This window comes from Aliidiomarina sp., assembly GCF_022565475.1.
Classification (GTDB): Bacteria; Pseudomonadota; Gammaproteobacteria; order Enterobacterales; family Alteromonadaceae; genus Aliidiomarina.
Window position 1 is genome coordinate 13,335 of sequence record NZ_JAIUMR010000001.1, and the last position, 16,069, is coordinate 29,403.

Genomic DNA, 16,069 nt, shown 5'->3' on the forward strand with positions numbered 1-16,069 from the left:
AATTTCCGTTAGGCTTGAAAGTTATCACGATCAGAATTCTTATCAGAGCTCGACGCTTCTTCGTCTGAGGTTTCCACTACTTCCGACGTCTCATCTGCACTATAGACGCTGGTTGGCGTTTCTGCTGCGACTTGGCCGAATATCTCGCGATAGAATACGGCCAAACCATGATAGAACAGCGGAGCGAGCCAAAATGCTAAGCCATAAATTACCGCTAACGACAGCATAATGGCGATAAACTGGCCGACGCTGCCTGCAGCAGCGAAACCGGCAACAAACATTACCGCAGGGATAACCATCACAAACGCCAAGAATACAAGTGCTAGATAGAAGACAAAAAAGGCGGCCATTCTTTGCTTAACGATGATGACGGATGCATACAAGGCATTACCCACGTTGCAGCGAGTGCCAACCGCGATCGTTAACGCAAATGAGAAAAAGAATAAAATAACCAGTGAAATAAATAAGGCAAGCAATTCAGGGACGCCCGGAATTAGGCTCGGTATTTGACCGATCAACATGGACACGACACTAATCCCGATAAAGACCCACGGTTGCTGCAGTAATGTAAATACATGGCTTCCGCCGACATTTTCACCGCTCACATTGCGCAAAGCCATCAAAATAAGCCCTGCCATCAGTGGCGCCCATATAATCGATGCAATTGCCGAGATTAAGATTTCAGCCGCTGCGTTTTCTTCAATGTCGATCCCCAATGCTGAGACCAGTATAGTGACAAACATCACGGCGAGTAAAACGACAAGAAACGACCAAATAATACCAAAGCCGATGCCAGTACGTTTTTCTTTGGTCAATTGCCAAGCTTCAAAAAGTACTTTGTTTGCATCAGGTTTGTTGCCGCTGGCAAGACCCTTTTTTAAATCCGTATTCCAACGTGGCTGTGACGGTGTTTGGTTCATGGTAAACTAGTCCATTGGTTATTGTTTTAAATGGTTCAATTGCCAGCCATTATCCCTGCTCAAGTCAGAAAATGCTAGTGTACAACGAGATAAGGATACTCATGCAGCGAGACTCAACGCATAAGCCTTTTGCTAAGCGCATGCACAGCCCCAAAAGCGGTAAACCACGGCCACGTCCGTCTCGTTCTGTCGTTGTCTTGCTCAACAAGCCAATGAATGTTTTGTGTCAATTCACCGGTAACCCCGGCGAAACCACGCTAGCGGATTTCGTGCCCATTAAAGACGTCTATCCCGCTGGCCGACTCGACAAAGACAGTGAAGGTCTCGTTGTCTTGACCAACGATGGTCAGCTGCAAGCGAAGATCTCCTCACCAAAATTCAAGCAAAGCAAAGTCTATTATGTGCTCGTTGAGGGTGAACCAAGCGCGGAGAAGTTGCGCTCACTGCGTGCGGGTCTTGAGCTTAATGATGGTCTCACCCTGCCGATTGAAGCGGAAATCGTTTCGGAACCAGAGTGGTTGTGGCCGCGCAACCCACCCGTGCGTGTGCGCAAAACAATTCGAGATACGTGGCTGAAATTAACCTTGAAAGAAGGCCGCAATCGGCAAGTTCGACGGATGACCGCCGCGATCGGTCATCCAACATTGCGTTTAATTCGCTTCCAAGTCGGTGCATGGACAATTGCAAGTTTGGCCAGCGGCGAGTATCGCCAGCTCGAAGCAACAGAATAGCAGCGGTTCCTGCATTGACTCGCCCTTTTTGCTAGGCATCAGGTAGCAAAAAATGCTAAAATTCTGCGCCTTTAAAGGCACAAGCCAGTTTTTCATCATGGGCTCGAAGGTGTCTGATAACGCCATGGCTGCAAGATAAATAGGTATGATTTGCGTGAATCAAGATGAAAATTTAGACAACCCTAATGCGAACAAGCGTGTCATCGTCGGTATGTCCGGTGGTGTCGACTCATCCGTATCCGCTTACCTGCTTATTCAGCAAGGCTATCAGGTTGAAGGCCTGTTCATGAAGAATTGGGAAGAGGATGATACCGACGAATATTGTGCTGCAGCAACGGATCTTGCCGATGCTGAAGTCGTCTGTGAAACCCTCGGAATCCCCCTGCACACCGTCAATTTCGCTGCCGAATACTGGGACAATGTATTTGAACACTTCTTGAGTGAATACAAACTGGGGCGAACGCCAAATCCCGACATCATGTGCAACAAGGAAATCAAATTTAAAGCCTTTCTTGAGTTCGCTGCAGAGGCTCTCGGTGCAGACTATATTGCTACCGGGCACTATTGCCGTCGGCAGTTCAGTGATGGTAATTGGCAGCTGCTGCGGGGACTCGATAGCAACAAAGACCAGAGCTATTTTCTGTATACCTTAAGCCACGAACATATTGCGCAAACATTATTTCCGGTCGGTGATATTGCTAAACCAGAAGTGCGCCGCATTGCCGAAGAGCAAGGGCTGGTCACTGCGGGAAAAAAAGACTCGACAGGCATTTGTTTTATCGGCGAACGCAAGTTTAAAGATTTTCTGCAACAGTACCTTCCTGCTCAACCAGGCCCTATCCTGACCGTTGATGGTCAGCAGGTCGGAGAGCATGAAGGTTTGATGTACCACACGATCGGTCAACGTAAAGGCCTGCATATTGGTGGACTGGCAGATGCGTCCGATCAACCTTGGTATGTTGTCGATAAAGACGTCGCCAACAATCACTTAATTGTCGCTCAAGGCAAGCACCACCCTCGCCTGTTTTCTCAAGGTTTAGTTGCCGGTCAGCTGCACTGGGTGAATCGCGAAGTGCCAGCTGAAGAATTTCGCTGCGTTGTTAAAACACGTTATCGTCAAGAAGACATCCCTTGTCGAGTCATTCGCCGTAATGCTGAGCAGATTGAAGTTTTGTTTGACGAACCAGTTGCTGCGGTCACTCCGGGACAGTCAGCCGTTTTTTATCAAGGTGACGTTTGCCTCGGTGGTGGTATCATCGAACAACGCATAACAGACTTCGAGGTCGCTTTGTGAGCCATTTCAGTGTTTGGGAAGAACGCATGATTGCGCTTGGCGGCGTCTGCCTTGCCGCCGTGTGCGCACAACAACTGGCCCGTCGTGGTGAAATACAACCGGCGGAGCACTCAGACGTCCTGATTCATGCGCTCTTGTCGATGAACCCAGAAAGCACAGAAGCTGTTTTTGGTGATCTCGAGTCGTTAAAGCCAGCGCTGCGTCTGCTTCGCGGCCAACTCAGCGGTGAAGGTGCCAAAGACGTCGAGCAAACACGCTACGTCGTGGGTATGTTAGCACTTGAACGGCGTCTCATGAATAATCAAAAGGCGCTGGCTAACTTGGGCCGGAGCTTGCAACAAATCGAACGCCAACAGAATGACTTTGCCTTTGAACCAAGTCTAATCATTGAAAACGCTGGCAAACTCTACATGGACGTCATTAGTCCGTTAGGCCCGCGTATCCAAATTAGCGGGAATCCTGATTACTTGCGCCGAGTGGAAGTGCAGTATCACATCCGTACCATGTTACTTGCAGGTATTCGCAGTGCGGTATTATGGCGTCAGCTTGGTGGTAAACGTCGGCAAGTGATCTTTAGCCGCCGACGCATGGTCGATGCGATCGACTCACTCTTAAAACGATAGATTTCGCTGAACCTCAGGTGACTCGACCTAAGGTTTATGATTATTAGTCCTGTCCAGCCTATTTTAAACGGAGCATGACATGCAGCTAGCCCTTTCAGAATTAACCGCAATTAGCCCTGTTGACGGTCGCTATGGTAATAAAACTGCGGATTTACGCCCGTATGTCAGCGAGTTTGGTCTTATTCACCAACGTGTCCTCGTCGAAGTTCGTTGGTTGCAGAAACTCGCAACGATTTCGCAGATCACTGAAGTCCCTGCTTTGTCTGACGAGGCGAATCAATTACTCGACCAGATTATTCGTGAGTTTTCTGAAGGTGATGCCGCACGTGTGAAAGAAATTGAGCGCGAAACGAATCATGACGTCAAAGCGGTGGAATATTTTCTTAAAGAAAAAGTCGCGGATCATGCTGAGCTTGCGGCTGTCAGCGAGTTTATTCATTTTGCCTGTACCTCAGAAGATATCAATAACCTCTCTCATGCACTGATGCTGACTGCTGCACATCAGCAAGTCGTCAGTCCGCTGTTACAGGAAATTCTGCAATCCTTGGTTACTCATGCGCAACGTTATAAATCCATTCCAATGATGGCAAGAACCCACGGACAACCAGCAACACCGAGCACCATGGGCAAAGAGTTCGCGAACGTTGCCGTGCGTTTAGATCGCCAACTAACCGCACTTAAGCAAGTCCAGTTTCTCGGGAAAATAAACGGTGCAGTGGGTAACTATAATGCCCACCTTGCGGCCTACCCAGATGTTGACTGGCATCGCGTTGCTGAAGAGTTTGTGACCTCACTAGGCTTGACCTGGAACCCTTACACCACACAAATTGAACCACACGATTACATCGCTGAATGGTTTGATGCCCTTTGCCGTATTAATACCATCCTCATCGATCTAGACCGTGACATGTGGGGTTATATCGCGCTCAATCACTTTAAACAAAAAACCATTGCTGGCGAAGTTGGCTCTTCTACCATGCCGCACAAGGTCAATCCGATCGATTTTGAAAACTCGGAAGGTAATCTAGGTATAGCTAATGCGATACTCGGCCATCTTTCCGCAAAACTGCCGGTTTCACGTTGGCAGCGTGACCTCACCGACTCAACCGTCCTGCGCAACTTAGGTGTGGGGCTGGGTTATGCGGTGATCGCTTACCAAGCAACATTGAAGGGACTGTCGAAGTTGGAAGTCAACGAAGCGAATCTGCGCAATGAACTGGATCAAAACTGGGAGTTGCTCGCTGAGCCGGTGCAGACCGTGATGCGCCGATATGGCATTGAAAAACCTTACGAAAAACTGAAAGAGTTGACCCGTGGGAAGCGTATTACGGCTGCCGACTTGGCCACGTTTATTGATTCCCTCACGTTACCTGACAGTGTCAAAGTTGAACTAAAAGCCTTGACCCCAGCGAACTACGTTGGCCGTGCTGAGGCATTTGTTGCAGAACTTCCTCAGCATTTGCATAACGCGTAAGACACTCGTGAGAGCTAGTAAATGACAACCGACTACGTATTGAACCATTACGCTTTTGATGCCGTTGCATTTTTACGCGACTATTGGCAACAAAAGCCGCTCGTCATCCGTCAAGGATTTATCGATTTTCACGATCCGATTGAAGCGGAAGAGCTTGCTGGACTCGCATTAGAACCGGGTGTGGATTCACGCGTAGTCAGTTGCAAGAACCAGCAATGGGATCTCGTACATGGTCCAGTCGATGACTATGAACAATTTGGAGAAACGGACTGGAGTCTTTTAGTCCAAGCCGTGAACGAGCATTATCCGCCGGCACAAGAATTGTTGCGCGCCTTTCGGTTTTTGCCGGATTGGCGCGTTGATGACCTTATGGTCAGTTATTCAACGCCCGGTGGCGGTGTTGGGCCGCATCTAGACCAATATGACGTCTTTATTATTCAAGGTCAGGGCAAGCGCCGCTGGCAAGTCGGTGAGCCGGGTCTTTATATCGAGCATTGCCCGCATGAAGACTTAAAGCAGATCGAAGGATTCGAAGCGACGATTGACGTTGTCCTCGAGCCCGGTGATATTCTTTATATTCCTGCCGGTTTTCCACATGCGGGCGAGAGTCTTGAGGCGGCATTAAATTACTCTGTGGGTTTGAGAGCGCCGAGTCAGGCTGAGTTATTGTCAGCATTCGCTGACGATGCGCTTGACCAAAATAAGCTGCAACAACGTTTTCGTGATCGGACTTCAGATCTTCTTGCGGGTAATGAAAATGAACTCAACGACTGTGAACCATGGCATATTTCACCTAGTGTCGTGAGTAACTTTCGTGAATTATTACAATCAGCACTTGCCGATGAAGGACAGCTACATCGGTCGATCGTCAGCTTATTATCACGTAACCCACGACCGCCACTACCGGAGTGGCCGCAACAGCCGTATACCGAGTCAGCCTTAATCTATACATTGCAACGCTATGATATTTTGATCAAAGCTGTCGGTGTGAGAATGGTGACGACTGTGCTCAATGAGCAGCGCTTCGCGGTGATTCAGGGCCATTGGTACGCGCTCGATGAAGACGATGCAGAAGCTTTATTTGTGTTGCTTTTAGAAAGTACCGACTACTTGGCACTTGAGCAGGTCCATCCCTATCTCAACTCATCACAAGCACGTCAGTTGTTACTCGGTCTTCTAAACGAAGGCCTGTTCATGCTCGACCACGACGAGAGTTAGTATTCTTGATAATAAAAAACGCGCCGAGTGATGGGCGCGTTATTTTAGTTGGTCATATCTAGATATGTTGGTCAACCCATAACTCATCGTTCTCGACGATGTCGTAGCAGGCTTCAGCATGGTTAATCAACAGCTGCGCAAACTTTTGTTGCGTTTCGTCTGCTTTTTCATCGTTGAGGATGTTGTCTGCGCGCAGCTGCCAACGCAATGAGAAATGCCGCAGTGCATCACGTGCGTTATCAGCAACTTTAGCGTCGACATAGTCACTTGGACAGACACCAGTAATGGCCCACACTTTATCGGTTGAACCACTTAAGGTGAATTTCCATAACGCAATATGTGGAATCAAATACCGACATTCCTTGGTTAATACTTTATCGGTAATTAAACCTTTTTCAACCAGGTAACCATTTGCCTTTTGAAAGTGCTCGCGTACCCATGCTGCTTGTTCTTGATTTGCTTGTTCTTGTTGGTCACTCATGGTGGTCTCACTACTACTTTGAATAAATTACATTGGAATGGATTAGAAGCTAACAAAATTGTTAAAGCTTTGTAGCATTTGACAGCATATTAACAGGCTTGCGTCGCCTTGCAAAGGCTTGTTAGAGCGGCTACAGGCCTTATCTTCTATAGACTGGACAGACCTCTGCAAGTGTAAAGACAAGTTGATAGTTTGCTGCGACAAAACGTAATTTTTTACGCTTAAGAAACTAGTAACAGTTTACGTAAAGTGTTAGTTTACGCCACAAATTTCTATCCTGAACGATGACCTTTTCGGTCGTGTAATCGTTCTGAAACCAACAATGAGGTTAGCGGAAATGGCGCTATTCGAGCACAAGGAATTTGATAACCACGAACAAGTGGTTTTCTGTCACGACAAGGTCACAGGTTTAAAAGCAATTATTGCAGTGCATGACACCACCATGGGCCCTGCACTTGGCGGTACCCGGATGTGGAGCTACGCAAACTCGGAAGAAGCCCTAACCGACGTGTTGCGTTTGTCTCGTGGTATGACGTACAAAAGTGCCCTCGCCGGCTTGCCACTTGGCGGTGGTAAAGCTGTCATCATCGGCGACGCGAAAAAAGATAAAAGCGAAGCCTTCTTCAAAGCTTATGGCCGCTTTGTGAATGCGCTTGGTGGTAAGTATATTACCGCTGAAGACGTCAACATCCGTACCAGCGATATTGCCATCGTGGCCACTGAAACAGCTTACGTTGCTGGCACCGAAGGCAAAGCTGGCGATCCGTCTCCGCATACAGCAGAAGGCACCTATTTAGGCCTGAAAGCGGCTGCGAAACACGCTTTCGGTAATGAAGACTTGTCTGGCTTAAAGATTGCCATCCAAGGCCTTGGCGCTGTCGGTTATGACTTCGCAAAATATTGTGCAAATGAAGGCGCTAAACTTATCGTTTGTGACGTCAATCAAGAGTCAGTCGACCGTGCTGTTGCCGAATTGGGTGCTGAAGCCGTTAGTATTGATGCCATCTACGACGCAGATGTAGATGTCTATGCACCGTGTGCACTCGGTGCAACCATTAATGACGAAACCTTGAAGCGTATCAAGGCGAAAGTCATCGCCGGTAGTGCCAACAACCAGTTGGCGACGCCAGCACATGACAAAATTGTCAAAGATATGGGCATTCTTTATGCTCCAGACTATGTGATCAATGCTGGCGGCGTTATTCACGTCTGTTCTGAAGCGGCAAACTTTAGCCGCGAAGATACCGCAGCTCGTGTGAAAGCTATTTATGGCACTTTAGATAAAATCTTTACCCGCGCAAGTGCTGAAGATCGTCCGACGGGTGAAATTGCTGATGAAATGGCACGTGAAATTTTGGCTAAGAAATTAGCAGAAAAACAAGCCTAGTCACCGCAGACAAAATAAAAAGAGCTTCATTCGTGAAGCTCTTTTTTTTTATTAAAAATTAGACTTCTAATTGTTCAGACAGCCATTCAATGGGATGCGGTGGTTTTACGCCACTGTGTCGCTCAACCTGACAGCGACAGGAAAAACCAGACGCGACCACTGGCCCTTGACTATTTGCCAGCGCGGGTAGCCAACTGAGTTGATAAATTTCCTCACTTAAACCCTGCTGCTCACTTTCGTGGCCAAACGTACCTGCCATGCCGCAACAGCCCACTGCGGGACTCGATAACGAGACGCCGAAAGACTGGTAAATCTGCTGCCAACGCTGTCGAACCTGCGGTAACGCTGTTTGCTCGGTGCAGTGTGGTAACAACGTCGCCGCGACTCCCTCTTCTTGCCTGGACTTGGATAACTCGTGTTGGCGATCATGCAGTACATTTTGCAACCATTCGTCGATGGTCAAAACCTCAAAATCATCGCTACCGGGAATCTCTTCGTGCCGGTACTCGTCGCGATAAATCAGTGCCGTCGCAGCATCCATACCAACAATCGCCGTTGGGTATTGACGGCTCAAGTCACTTAAAGTTTCTGCAGCCAATGAAGCTTGCCGCCGGAATGTTTGCAAAAAGCCTTTGACGTGTGCGGGTTTACCATTCGCTTGCAAGGGTAACAATACCGGAACAATGTTTAATGCCAAGGCCACTCGCGCAAACGCGGCAACAACGCCTGCATTAAAGCTCGAGGTAAAGGTGTCCTGAAGAATAAAAACATATCGTTCGGCGATATCTGCATCGATCAGTGTTTCGGCCTGTTGACGAAATTGAGCAAATGTCAGTACGGCTTTCGGTAAACGGTTTTCTAATCGGGGAACCGAGAACTTGGGTGTATCCACATAGGCAAATAACGCTTTCTGCAGTCCACGTGCGACTGGGTTCTGCGTCAGCAAATTGGCAATCCGTGGAAACCGCGCAAGGCGCGCAATACTGGTCTCGCTACTACGAATCAAGTAATCACGCATCGGCCGTCGATAGCGTTCGTGATAATGCCCATAAAACACCGCACGTTGGCGTGGAATATCAACTTTTACCGGACATTGAGTCGAACACGCTTTACAGGCTAAGCAGGTATCAAGACTTTCCCGAACTTGGTCACTAAAATCCTGCCCCGTTGCCTTCGGCAGCCGTTGGTTTTGCCAGATACTCGGCTCTTGAATGGTAGGCCGTAAGATAAAACCGACTTGACCAGCGCGACGAGCCCATTCTCGGAGTAAACTCGCGCGACCTTTTGGTGAAAATCGTTTTTCTTTGCTCGCGCGATACGATGGACACATGGGTGCACTGGAATCAAAGTTAAAACAGAGACCATTGCCATTGCAGTCCATTGCGCCTGAGAGCAGCTCCTGACTGACCGCAGGTATCTGTCGGTCGTACCAGCCACGTTTCCGACTATCCACCGAAACAAGCTTATCGCCCTTGCGTTCTGAGCCTAGCGGCGTGCAGATCTTTCCTGGATTAAAGCGATTACGTGGATCAAACACGGTCTTAATTCTGCGCAGTTCGGTAAACAATTGCTCGCCAAAAAATTCTGGACCATATTCTGAGCGAAAACCTTTGCCATGCTCGCCCCACATCAAACCACCATACTTGGCGGTTAATGCCACGACCTGATCGCTAATTTCGCGCACCAGCGACTCGCTCGCCGGATCTTGCATATCAAGCGCCGGACGAACGTGTAGAACGCCGGCGTCAACATGGCCAAACATGCCATAATGAAGGCCGTAGCTGTCAAGCAGCGCGCGAAATTCGAGGATGTAATCGGCCAAACGGTCTGGTGGCACAGCGGTATCTTCGACAAAGGCCACGGGCTTAGCGCGCCCCACGGTTGCACCTAAAAGTCCGACAGCCTTCTTACGCATCGCATAAATACGTTGAATACTGTCTGCTTCGCGGCAAATTTGATAACCGATCACACCAGACTTATGCGGATCGAGCCCTTTAAGCTGGGTAATTAATGCTTTAATTTTATCCCCAAGTTCACTTTGATCCGTAGCTGTGAACTCAAGAATATTAATGCCATCCATCCGGTATGGTGGAACATCGGTGAGTAAGTCACTGACGTCATGCCAAATCACATCCTTGCGAGCGAGATCTAACACATTACTGTCAACAGTTTCGACCGAGGTTGCTTGCGCTTTGACGAGTTCGGGTGCATGGCGCAATGCATCTTGAAAATCGAGATACTTTATATTAACGAGGACTTTATATTGGGGTGTCGGGGTAATATTGAGCTTCGCTTCAGTAACCAAGGCTAAGGTACCCTCAGCACCGGCAATCAAACGGCTAATATCAATAATCGCAGATGCGGGCTGATAGGTATGCCGGAGGTCATAACCGGTTAAAAATCGGTTTAACGGCGGAAAACGCTGTTCGATTTCTGCACGCAAACCGACGCAAGTCGCCAATACTTGTTGGTAGATCTTGCCTAAAGTACCACCCTTTTCACTTTCTCGTTGCGCGTCGGCCACACTGATCGGCTGAGTTGTGATGACCTCCCCCGAGGCGAGAACACTTTTGAGTCCGAGTACATGGTCACTCGTTTTGCCATAGACCAGACTCCCTTGTCCCGACGCGTCGGTTGCTATCATGCCACCGACAGTACAGCGATTACTGGTTGACGTATCCGGTGCAAAAAAATAGCCGTGATTCGCTAACGCTTGGTTTAATTGATCTTTTACCACTCCGGCTTCGACCCGCACCCATCCTTCCTGAAGGTTGATCTCAAGTACACGATTCATGTGGCGGCTCAGATCAATGACGACGCCGTCAGTTAACGATTGACCGTTAGTACCGGTGCCACCGCCGCGAGCAGTAAAACGAATAGGTTGAAAACGCTCGCTGTTTGCAGTTCGGAGAATGCAGCGAACATCCTGAGTGCCTTTCGGGTAAAGAATCGCTTGGGGAACTAGTTGATAGATGCTGTTATCGGTGGACGCAACAATGCGAGCACTTTCACTGGCGTCAATGTCGCCAATAAACCCGGCTTTTCTTAATTCCACGAGAAAAGCCCGAGTGTCCTCGGGCAATTTCAAGGTTAAATCTAACGACGGAATTACCGCGCTCATTGACGCATCCTAACCACTCAACTCACTTCTGTACATGTAAATGTTCAGCTAAATACAGCCACGTATCCACCACGGTATCAGGATTCAATGAAACCGAGTCAATACCCTGTTCCACTAACCATTGTGCAAAGTCCGGATGATCCGATGGACCTTGACCACAAATACCGACGTATTTACCGCGGCGTTTTGCAGTCTGAATCGCCATCGCTAGTAAGGCTTTAACCGCTTCATTACGTTCATCGAATAAGTGTGCAATCAAGCCTGAATCACGGTCTAAACCGAGGGTAAGCTGAGTTAAGTCGTTCGAGCCAATCGAAAAGCCATCGAAAATATCCAAGAATTTATCCGCTAATACCGCATTCGATGGTAACTCGCACATCATGATCACGCGCAGACCATTCTCGCCCTGCCTCAGTCCGTGTTTAGCCAATAATTCGATGACTTTCCGGCCTTCCTCGACGGTACGCACAAATGGAATCATGACCTCAACGTTGGTTAAGCCCATGTCGTTGCGTACTCGCTTAATCGCTTCACACTCGAGCGCAAAACAGGCGGTGAAATCAGGCGCTAAATAACGCGCAGCGCCGCGGAATCCCAACATTGGGTTCTCTTCTTCCGGCTCATACTGGCGACCGCCAATCAAGTTTGCATATTCGTTCGACTTGAAGTCGGACATGCGCACAATGACCCGCTCTGGCGCGAACGACGCACCAATGGTTGCAATACCTTCGACCAAACGTTGAATATAAAATTCTCGTGGGCTTTCATAGCCGCTGATGATGTCTTTAATTAACGCTTGTAGCTCCGGAGTTTGCTCATCGAAGTGCAAGAGGGCTTTCGGATGAACACCAATCATACGATTAATAATAAACTCAAGGCGCGCTAGCCCTACACCAGCATGAGGCAAGCGGGCAAAATCAAAAGCACGATCTGGATTGCCCACATTCTGCATGATTTTCAGTGGTAATGGCGGCATATTGCCGACTTCCGAATGACTCACTTCAAACTCAAGAATGCCTTGATAGATATGTCCGGTATCACCTTCTGCGCACGATACAGTGACTTCCATTCCGTCAACAATTTTATCCGTGGCATCGCCACAACCGACAACGGCAGGAATACCAAGCTCGCGAGCAATAATTGCTGCGTGGCAAGTGCGTCCGCCACGGTTGGTCACGATTGCCGCTGCACGCTTCATAATCGGTTCCCAATCTGGGTCGGTCATATCGGTGACCAGAACATCACCTGGCTTGACTTGATCCATATCGGCGATTGAGGACAATACGCGTGCTTTACCACTGCCAATTTTCTGACCTATCGCGCGACCTGTGACGACGATGTCCGATTGTGCTTTCAGCGCAAAGCGTTCAATTTGGTTGGTGATCTCGTTAGAACGAACGGTTTCTGGACGAGCTTGAACAATATAGAGCTTACCGTCCTGACCATCCTTCGCCCATTCGATATCCATCGGTCGACCATAGTGCTTCTCAATAATCACTGCTTGTTTGGCCAGCTCCATAATTTCATCGTGTTCTAAAGAAAACTGCTTTTGACGCTCTGCATCAACGTCTTGAACGACGACTTGTTTACCATGCTCTTGACTGGCTGAGTACACCATTTCGATTTTTTTACTTCCCATGGTGCGACGAATGACTGCCGGTCGGCCGGCAGCAAGCGTTGGCTTATGGACATGGAACTCGTCCGGGTTGACCGCACCTTGCACCACCATTTCGCCTAAACCGTAAGACGAGGTGATAAAGACCACTTGGTCAAAACCAGATTCAGTATCAATTGAAAACATCACGCCCGACGCGGCGAGATCGCTGCGTACCATGCGTTGTACGCCAGCGGATAAGGCGACGCCACGGTGGTCGTAACCTTGATGGACCCGGTACGAAATAGCCCGATCATTAAATAAGGACGCGAAAACGTGCTTAATCGCTTCCATGACAGCGTCGATACCTTTGACGTTTAAAAAGGTTTCTTGCTGCCCAGCAAACGATGCATCAGGCATGTCTTCGGCAGTCGCCGAGCTGCGCACAGCAAAACTCGCGTCTTCTACTTCGCCGCTGAGTTGCGCATAACTACTGCGAATCGCCTCTTCAAGTTCAGGCGTAAATGGCGTATCAATAATCCACTGACGGATTTTCTTCCCAGCTTCAGCGAGGGCTTTAACGTCGTCAATGTCGAGGGAGTCAAGGATTTCGTAGATTCGGGCGTTGAGGCCGCTTTGTTCAAGGAAGGTGTTAAAGGCGTGTGAGGTAGTGGCGAAACCACCGGGGACTGTAACTCCAGCTCCTGCCAGATTACTAATCATCTCCCCGAGTGAGGCATTTTTGCCGCCAACTCGGTTAACGTCGCCCATACCTAAGTCTTGATACCAAAGCACGTAATCTTGCACGGTGTGTTCCTTTTCGCAGTGGGATAAAGTTGCAATCATTTTACACATTAGGTCGCAACAAGTTAACATCTGAATTCTATTCACTGGGATGTTTTTTCTATGCGTACAGCTTTCTACATTTCCGATGGTACGGCGCTGACATCAGAAACCTTTGGCCATGCCATTTTGTCGCTGTTTCCTGTCGAGTTTCAACACAAAACCTTTCCATTTATCGATGAAGCTGAAAAAGCACATCGAGCAGTCGACGAAATTAACTTAGCCTACGCAGAGAATGGTGAACGCCCGCTCATTTTTCATACCTTTGTCGACCCCAGCATTAAGAAAATCATTACCCAAAGTGAAGGGGTTTGTTATGACTTCCTCGACCATTATGTAGCGCCGGTTCAAGCTGAGCTCGGCGTTGCGGCACAACCCAAAACCAATCGCACGCACGGCCTTAATCAAGACTATAACTTTCGCATCGATGCCATCAATTACACCTTGGAAAACGATGATGGCGTCACCACTCGCAATTATGCTGAAGCAGATATTATTTTAGTTGGCGCGTCGCGCACAGGTAAAACCCCCACCTGTATTTACTTAGCCTTGCAATATGGCATTAAAGCCGCAAATTATCCGTTGACCGAAGAGGATATGGATAATCTTGAACTGCCCTATGACCTAAAAATGCATCGTCACAAATTGTTTGGACTAACCATCGACGTTGACCGCTTACAAAGCATTCGCGAAGCGCGCCGTGCAGGCAGCCGTTATTCGTCATTAGAGCAGTGCCAATTTGAAATTAACGAAATTGAGGGGCTTTATCGACGTGAAGCGATTCCTTTTTTAAATTCAACCCACGCATCGGTCGAGGAACTCGCTGCTAAAATTATGACTGCTGCGCGATTGAAGCGACATCGCTATTAAAAAGGAGTGCAAAGCACTCCTTTTCTCGACACGATACGTTAGGCTTGGCCTTGGCGTGCTTTCGCTAAGGACTCAGAAACCAAGAAAGCGAGTTCAAGTACTTGGTCGGCGTTTAAGCGTGGGTCACATTGGGTTAAGTACCGATCCGCGAGATCATCTTGCGAAATACGATACGCACCACCGGTGCACTCTGTCACGTCTTCTCCGGTCATTTCTAAGTGAATACCGCCAGCGTAGCTTCCCTCTGCCTGATGAACGGCAAAGAACTGGCGAAGCTCTCGGATAATCGCGGAAAAGTCACGGGTCTTATACCCATTGGACGCTTTCACTGTGTTTCCATGCATCGGATCGCTTGACCATACGACTAAGCGCCCTTCGCTTTGTATGCGGCGAATTAATTTCGGTAAGTTTTCACCTAGGTTGTCCGCGCCCATGCGGGTAATAAAGGTCAAGCGTCCAGGGATGTTTTCTGGATTTAACTTATCAATGATCGCCATTACATTATCTTCTGATGCAGTCGGACCGATCTTGACGCCTACCGGATTCTTAATGCCGCTGAAGAACTCCATGTGTGCATGATCAAGCTGTCGTGTTCGTTCGCCCATCCACACCATGTGCGCCGAACAGTTATACGGTAAACCGGTCAAACTGTCGGTGCGGGTTAATGCTTCTTCGTACGGTAACAACAATGCTTCATGAGACGTAAATAACTCCGTCTCATGAATGGTCGGATGGGTTTCTGCGGTAATTCCGAGTACCTCCATGAAGTGCAAGGACTCCTGGATACGTTCAGCGATGGCTTGATATTTTTCCTTCATCGGGTTCGCATTAACAAAACCCATGTTCCATTTATGTACTTTGTGCAGATCAGCAAAACCACCTTGCGCAAAAGCGCGAAGCAAATTCAAGCTCGCGGCGGAATGATGGTAGGCTGTCAACATCCGTTGCGGATCAGGAATGCGAGCCTCCGCAGTGAACGCCGCGCCATTAATAATGTCACCTCGGTAACTCGGCAATTCAAGACCATCGAGGATTTCAGTGTCGCTCGAACGCGGTTTAGCAAACTGCCCCGCCATGCGCGCAACTTTAGTGACTGGAACGGAACCTGCGAACGTGAGAACGATAGCCATTTGCAGCATAACCTTGAAGGTGTCCCGAATCTTCGGCGCGGTAAAATCGCGGAATGACTCCGCACAATCGCCACCTTGCAGCAAAAAACCATTACCTTGGCAGACCTGACCTAAATGCCCTTCTAAGCGTCGAATTTCTTCAGCAAAGACTAAAGGTGGATAGCGCTTGAGTTGACCTTCCACGTCACGCAACACATCCAGATCTGGATAGTTCGGTTGCTGCTCAATTGGGAAATTACGCCAACTTTCAGGACTCCACGTCATTACTACTACCTCTTTACTGCTTTTCTACTGAAAAAAACTCATTAAACTGCCATATACAAGCACTTCGGCGTTGTCTAAAAAAGCTCGGAAGCCTTCAATTTAGCTGCAGCTAGCGGTGA

12 protein-coding genes are annotated in these 16,069 nt (G+C 48.5%); 7 read left to right on the forward strand and 5 right to left on the reverse strand.

Going from position 1 to position 16,069, the window contains the following annotated elements; translation table 11 throughout:
* Positions 1–8: 8 nt before the first annotated feature.
* On the reverse strand, positions 9–920 hold the full coding sequence (locus LAT77_RS00080) for a hypothetical protein (RefSeq protein WP_290562501.1): 912 nt from the start codon (positions 918–920) through the stop codon (positions 9–11).
* 140 nt (positions 921–1,060) lie between these two features.
* Here LAT77_RS00080 and LAT77_RS00085 point away from each other — a divergent pair, with 140 nt between their 5' ends.
* From LAT77_RS00085 to LAT77_RS00105, 5 genes are all read left to right on the forward strand, one after another.
* Complete coding sequence (locus LAT77_RS00085; protein ID WP_290562824.1) at positions 1,061–1,651, forward strand: pseudouridine synthase; 591 nt, start codon at positions 1,061–1,063, stop codon at positions 1,649–1,651.
* A gap of 154 nt (positions 1,652–1,805) precedes the next feature.
* Positions 1,806–2,945 carry a tRNA 2-thiouridine(34) synthase MnmA gene (gene mnmA, locus LAT77_RS00090; RefSeq protein ID WP_290562502.1) on the forward strand — a complete coding sequence of 380 codons (1,140 nt, stop codon included), beginning with the start codon at positions 1,806–1,808 and terminating at the stop codon, positions 2,943–2,945.
* Positions 2,942–3,568: a high frequency lysogenization protein HflD gene (gene hflD / locus LAT77_RS00095; protein ID WP_290562503.1), complete on the forward strand. Its 627-nt coding sequence runs from the start codon at positions 2,942–2,944 to the stop codon at positions 3,566–3,568. Before mnmA ends, hflD begins: the two co-directional genes overlap by 4 nt.
* 79 nt (positions 3,569–3,647) lie before the next feature.
* The gene (purB, locus tag LAT77_RS00100; protein ID WP_290562504.1) at positions 3,648–5,042 is read left to right on the forward strand and encodes an adenylosuccinate lyase; all 1,395 of its coding nucleotides are present in this window, start codon (positions 3,648–3,650) and stop codon (positions 5,040–5,042) included.
* 21 nt (positions 5,043–5,063) lie between these two features.
* Positions 5,064–6,260 (forward strand): cupin domain-containing protein, encoded by a 1,197-nt coding sequence (locus LAT77_RS00105; protein WP_290562505.1) that lies wholly within the window; start codon positions 5,064–5,066, stop codon positions 6,258–6,260.
* Positions 6,261–6,318: 58 nt separating this feature from the next.
* On the opposite strand, the gene LAT77_RS00110 is transcribed toward LAT77_RS00105, so the two are convergent.
* Positions 6,319–6,741: a DUF4826 family protein gene (locus LAT77_RS00110; RefSeq protein WP_290562506.1), complete on the reverse strand. Its 423-nt coding sequence runs from the start codon at positions 6,739–6,741 to the stop codon at positions 6,319–6,321.
* Between the two features lie 337 nt (positions 6,742–7,078).
* Here LAT77_RS00110 and LAT77_RS00115 point away from each other — a divergent pair, with 337 nt between their 5' ends.
* Entirely contained in the window at positions 7,079–8,128 is a 1,050-nt protein-coding gene (locus LAT77_RS00115) for a Glu/Leu/Phe/Val dehydrogenase dimerization domain-containing protein (RefSeq protein ID WP_290562507.1), read from the forward strand.
* A 58-nt stretch (positions 8,129–8,186) separates the two neighbouring features.
* On the opposite strand, the gene LAT77_RS00120 is transcribed toward LAT77_RS00115, so the two are convergent.
* Together LAT77_RS00120 and ppsA are read right to left on the reverse strand one after the other, a co-directional pair.
* A complete protein-coding gene (locus LAT77_RS00120) occupies positions 8,187–11,249 on the reverse strand; it encodes an FAD-binding and (Fe-S)-binding domain-containing protein (protein WP_290562508.1) in 3,063 nt (1,020 codons plus the stop codon).
* 22 nt (positions 11,250–11,271) lie between these two features.
* Entirely contained in the window at positions 11,272–13,650 is a 2,379-nt protein-coding gene (gene ppsA, locus LAT77_RS00125) for a phosphoenolpyruvate synthase (protein ID WP_290562509.1), read from the reverse strand.
* 99 nt (positions 13,651–13,749) lie between these two features.
* Here ppsA and LAT77_RS00130 point away from each other — a divergent pair, with 99 nt between their 5' ends.
* On the forward strand, positions 13,750–14,556 hold the full coding sequence (locus tag LAT77_RS00130) for a pyruvate, water dikinase regulatory protein (RefSeq protein ID WP_290562510.1): 807 nt from the start codon (positions 13,750–13,752) through the stop codon (positions 14,554–14,556).
* Between the two features lie 38 nt (positions 14,557–14,594).
* Here the strand turns inward: LAT77_RS00130 and LAT77_RS00135 are convergent, their stop codons facing one another.
* Positions 14,595–15,950, reverse strand: coding sequence for a class II 3-deoxy-7-phosphoheptulonate synthase (locus LAT77_RS00135; protein WP_290562511.1), 1,356 nt, complete (start codon positions 15,948–15,950; stop codon positions 14,595–14,597).
* Between the last annotated feature and the right edge of the window lie 119 nt (positions 15,951–16,069).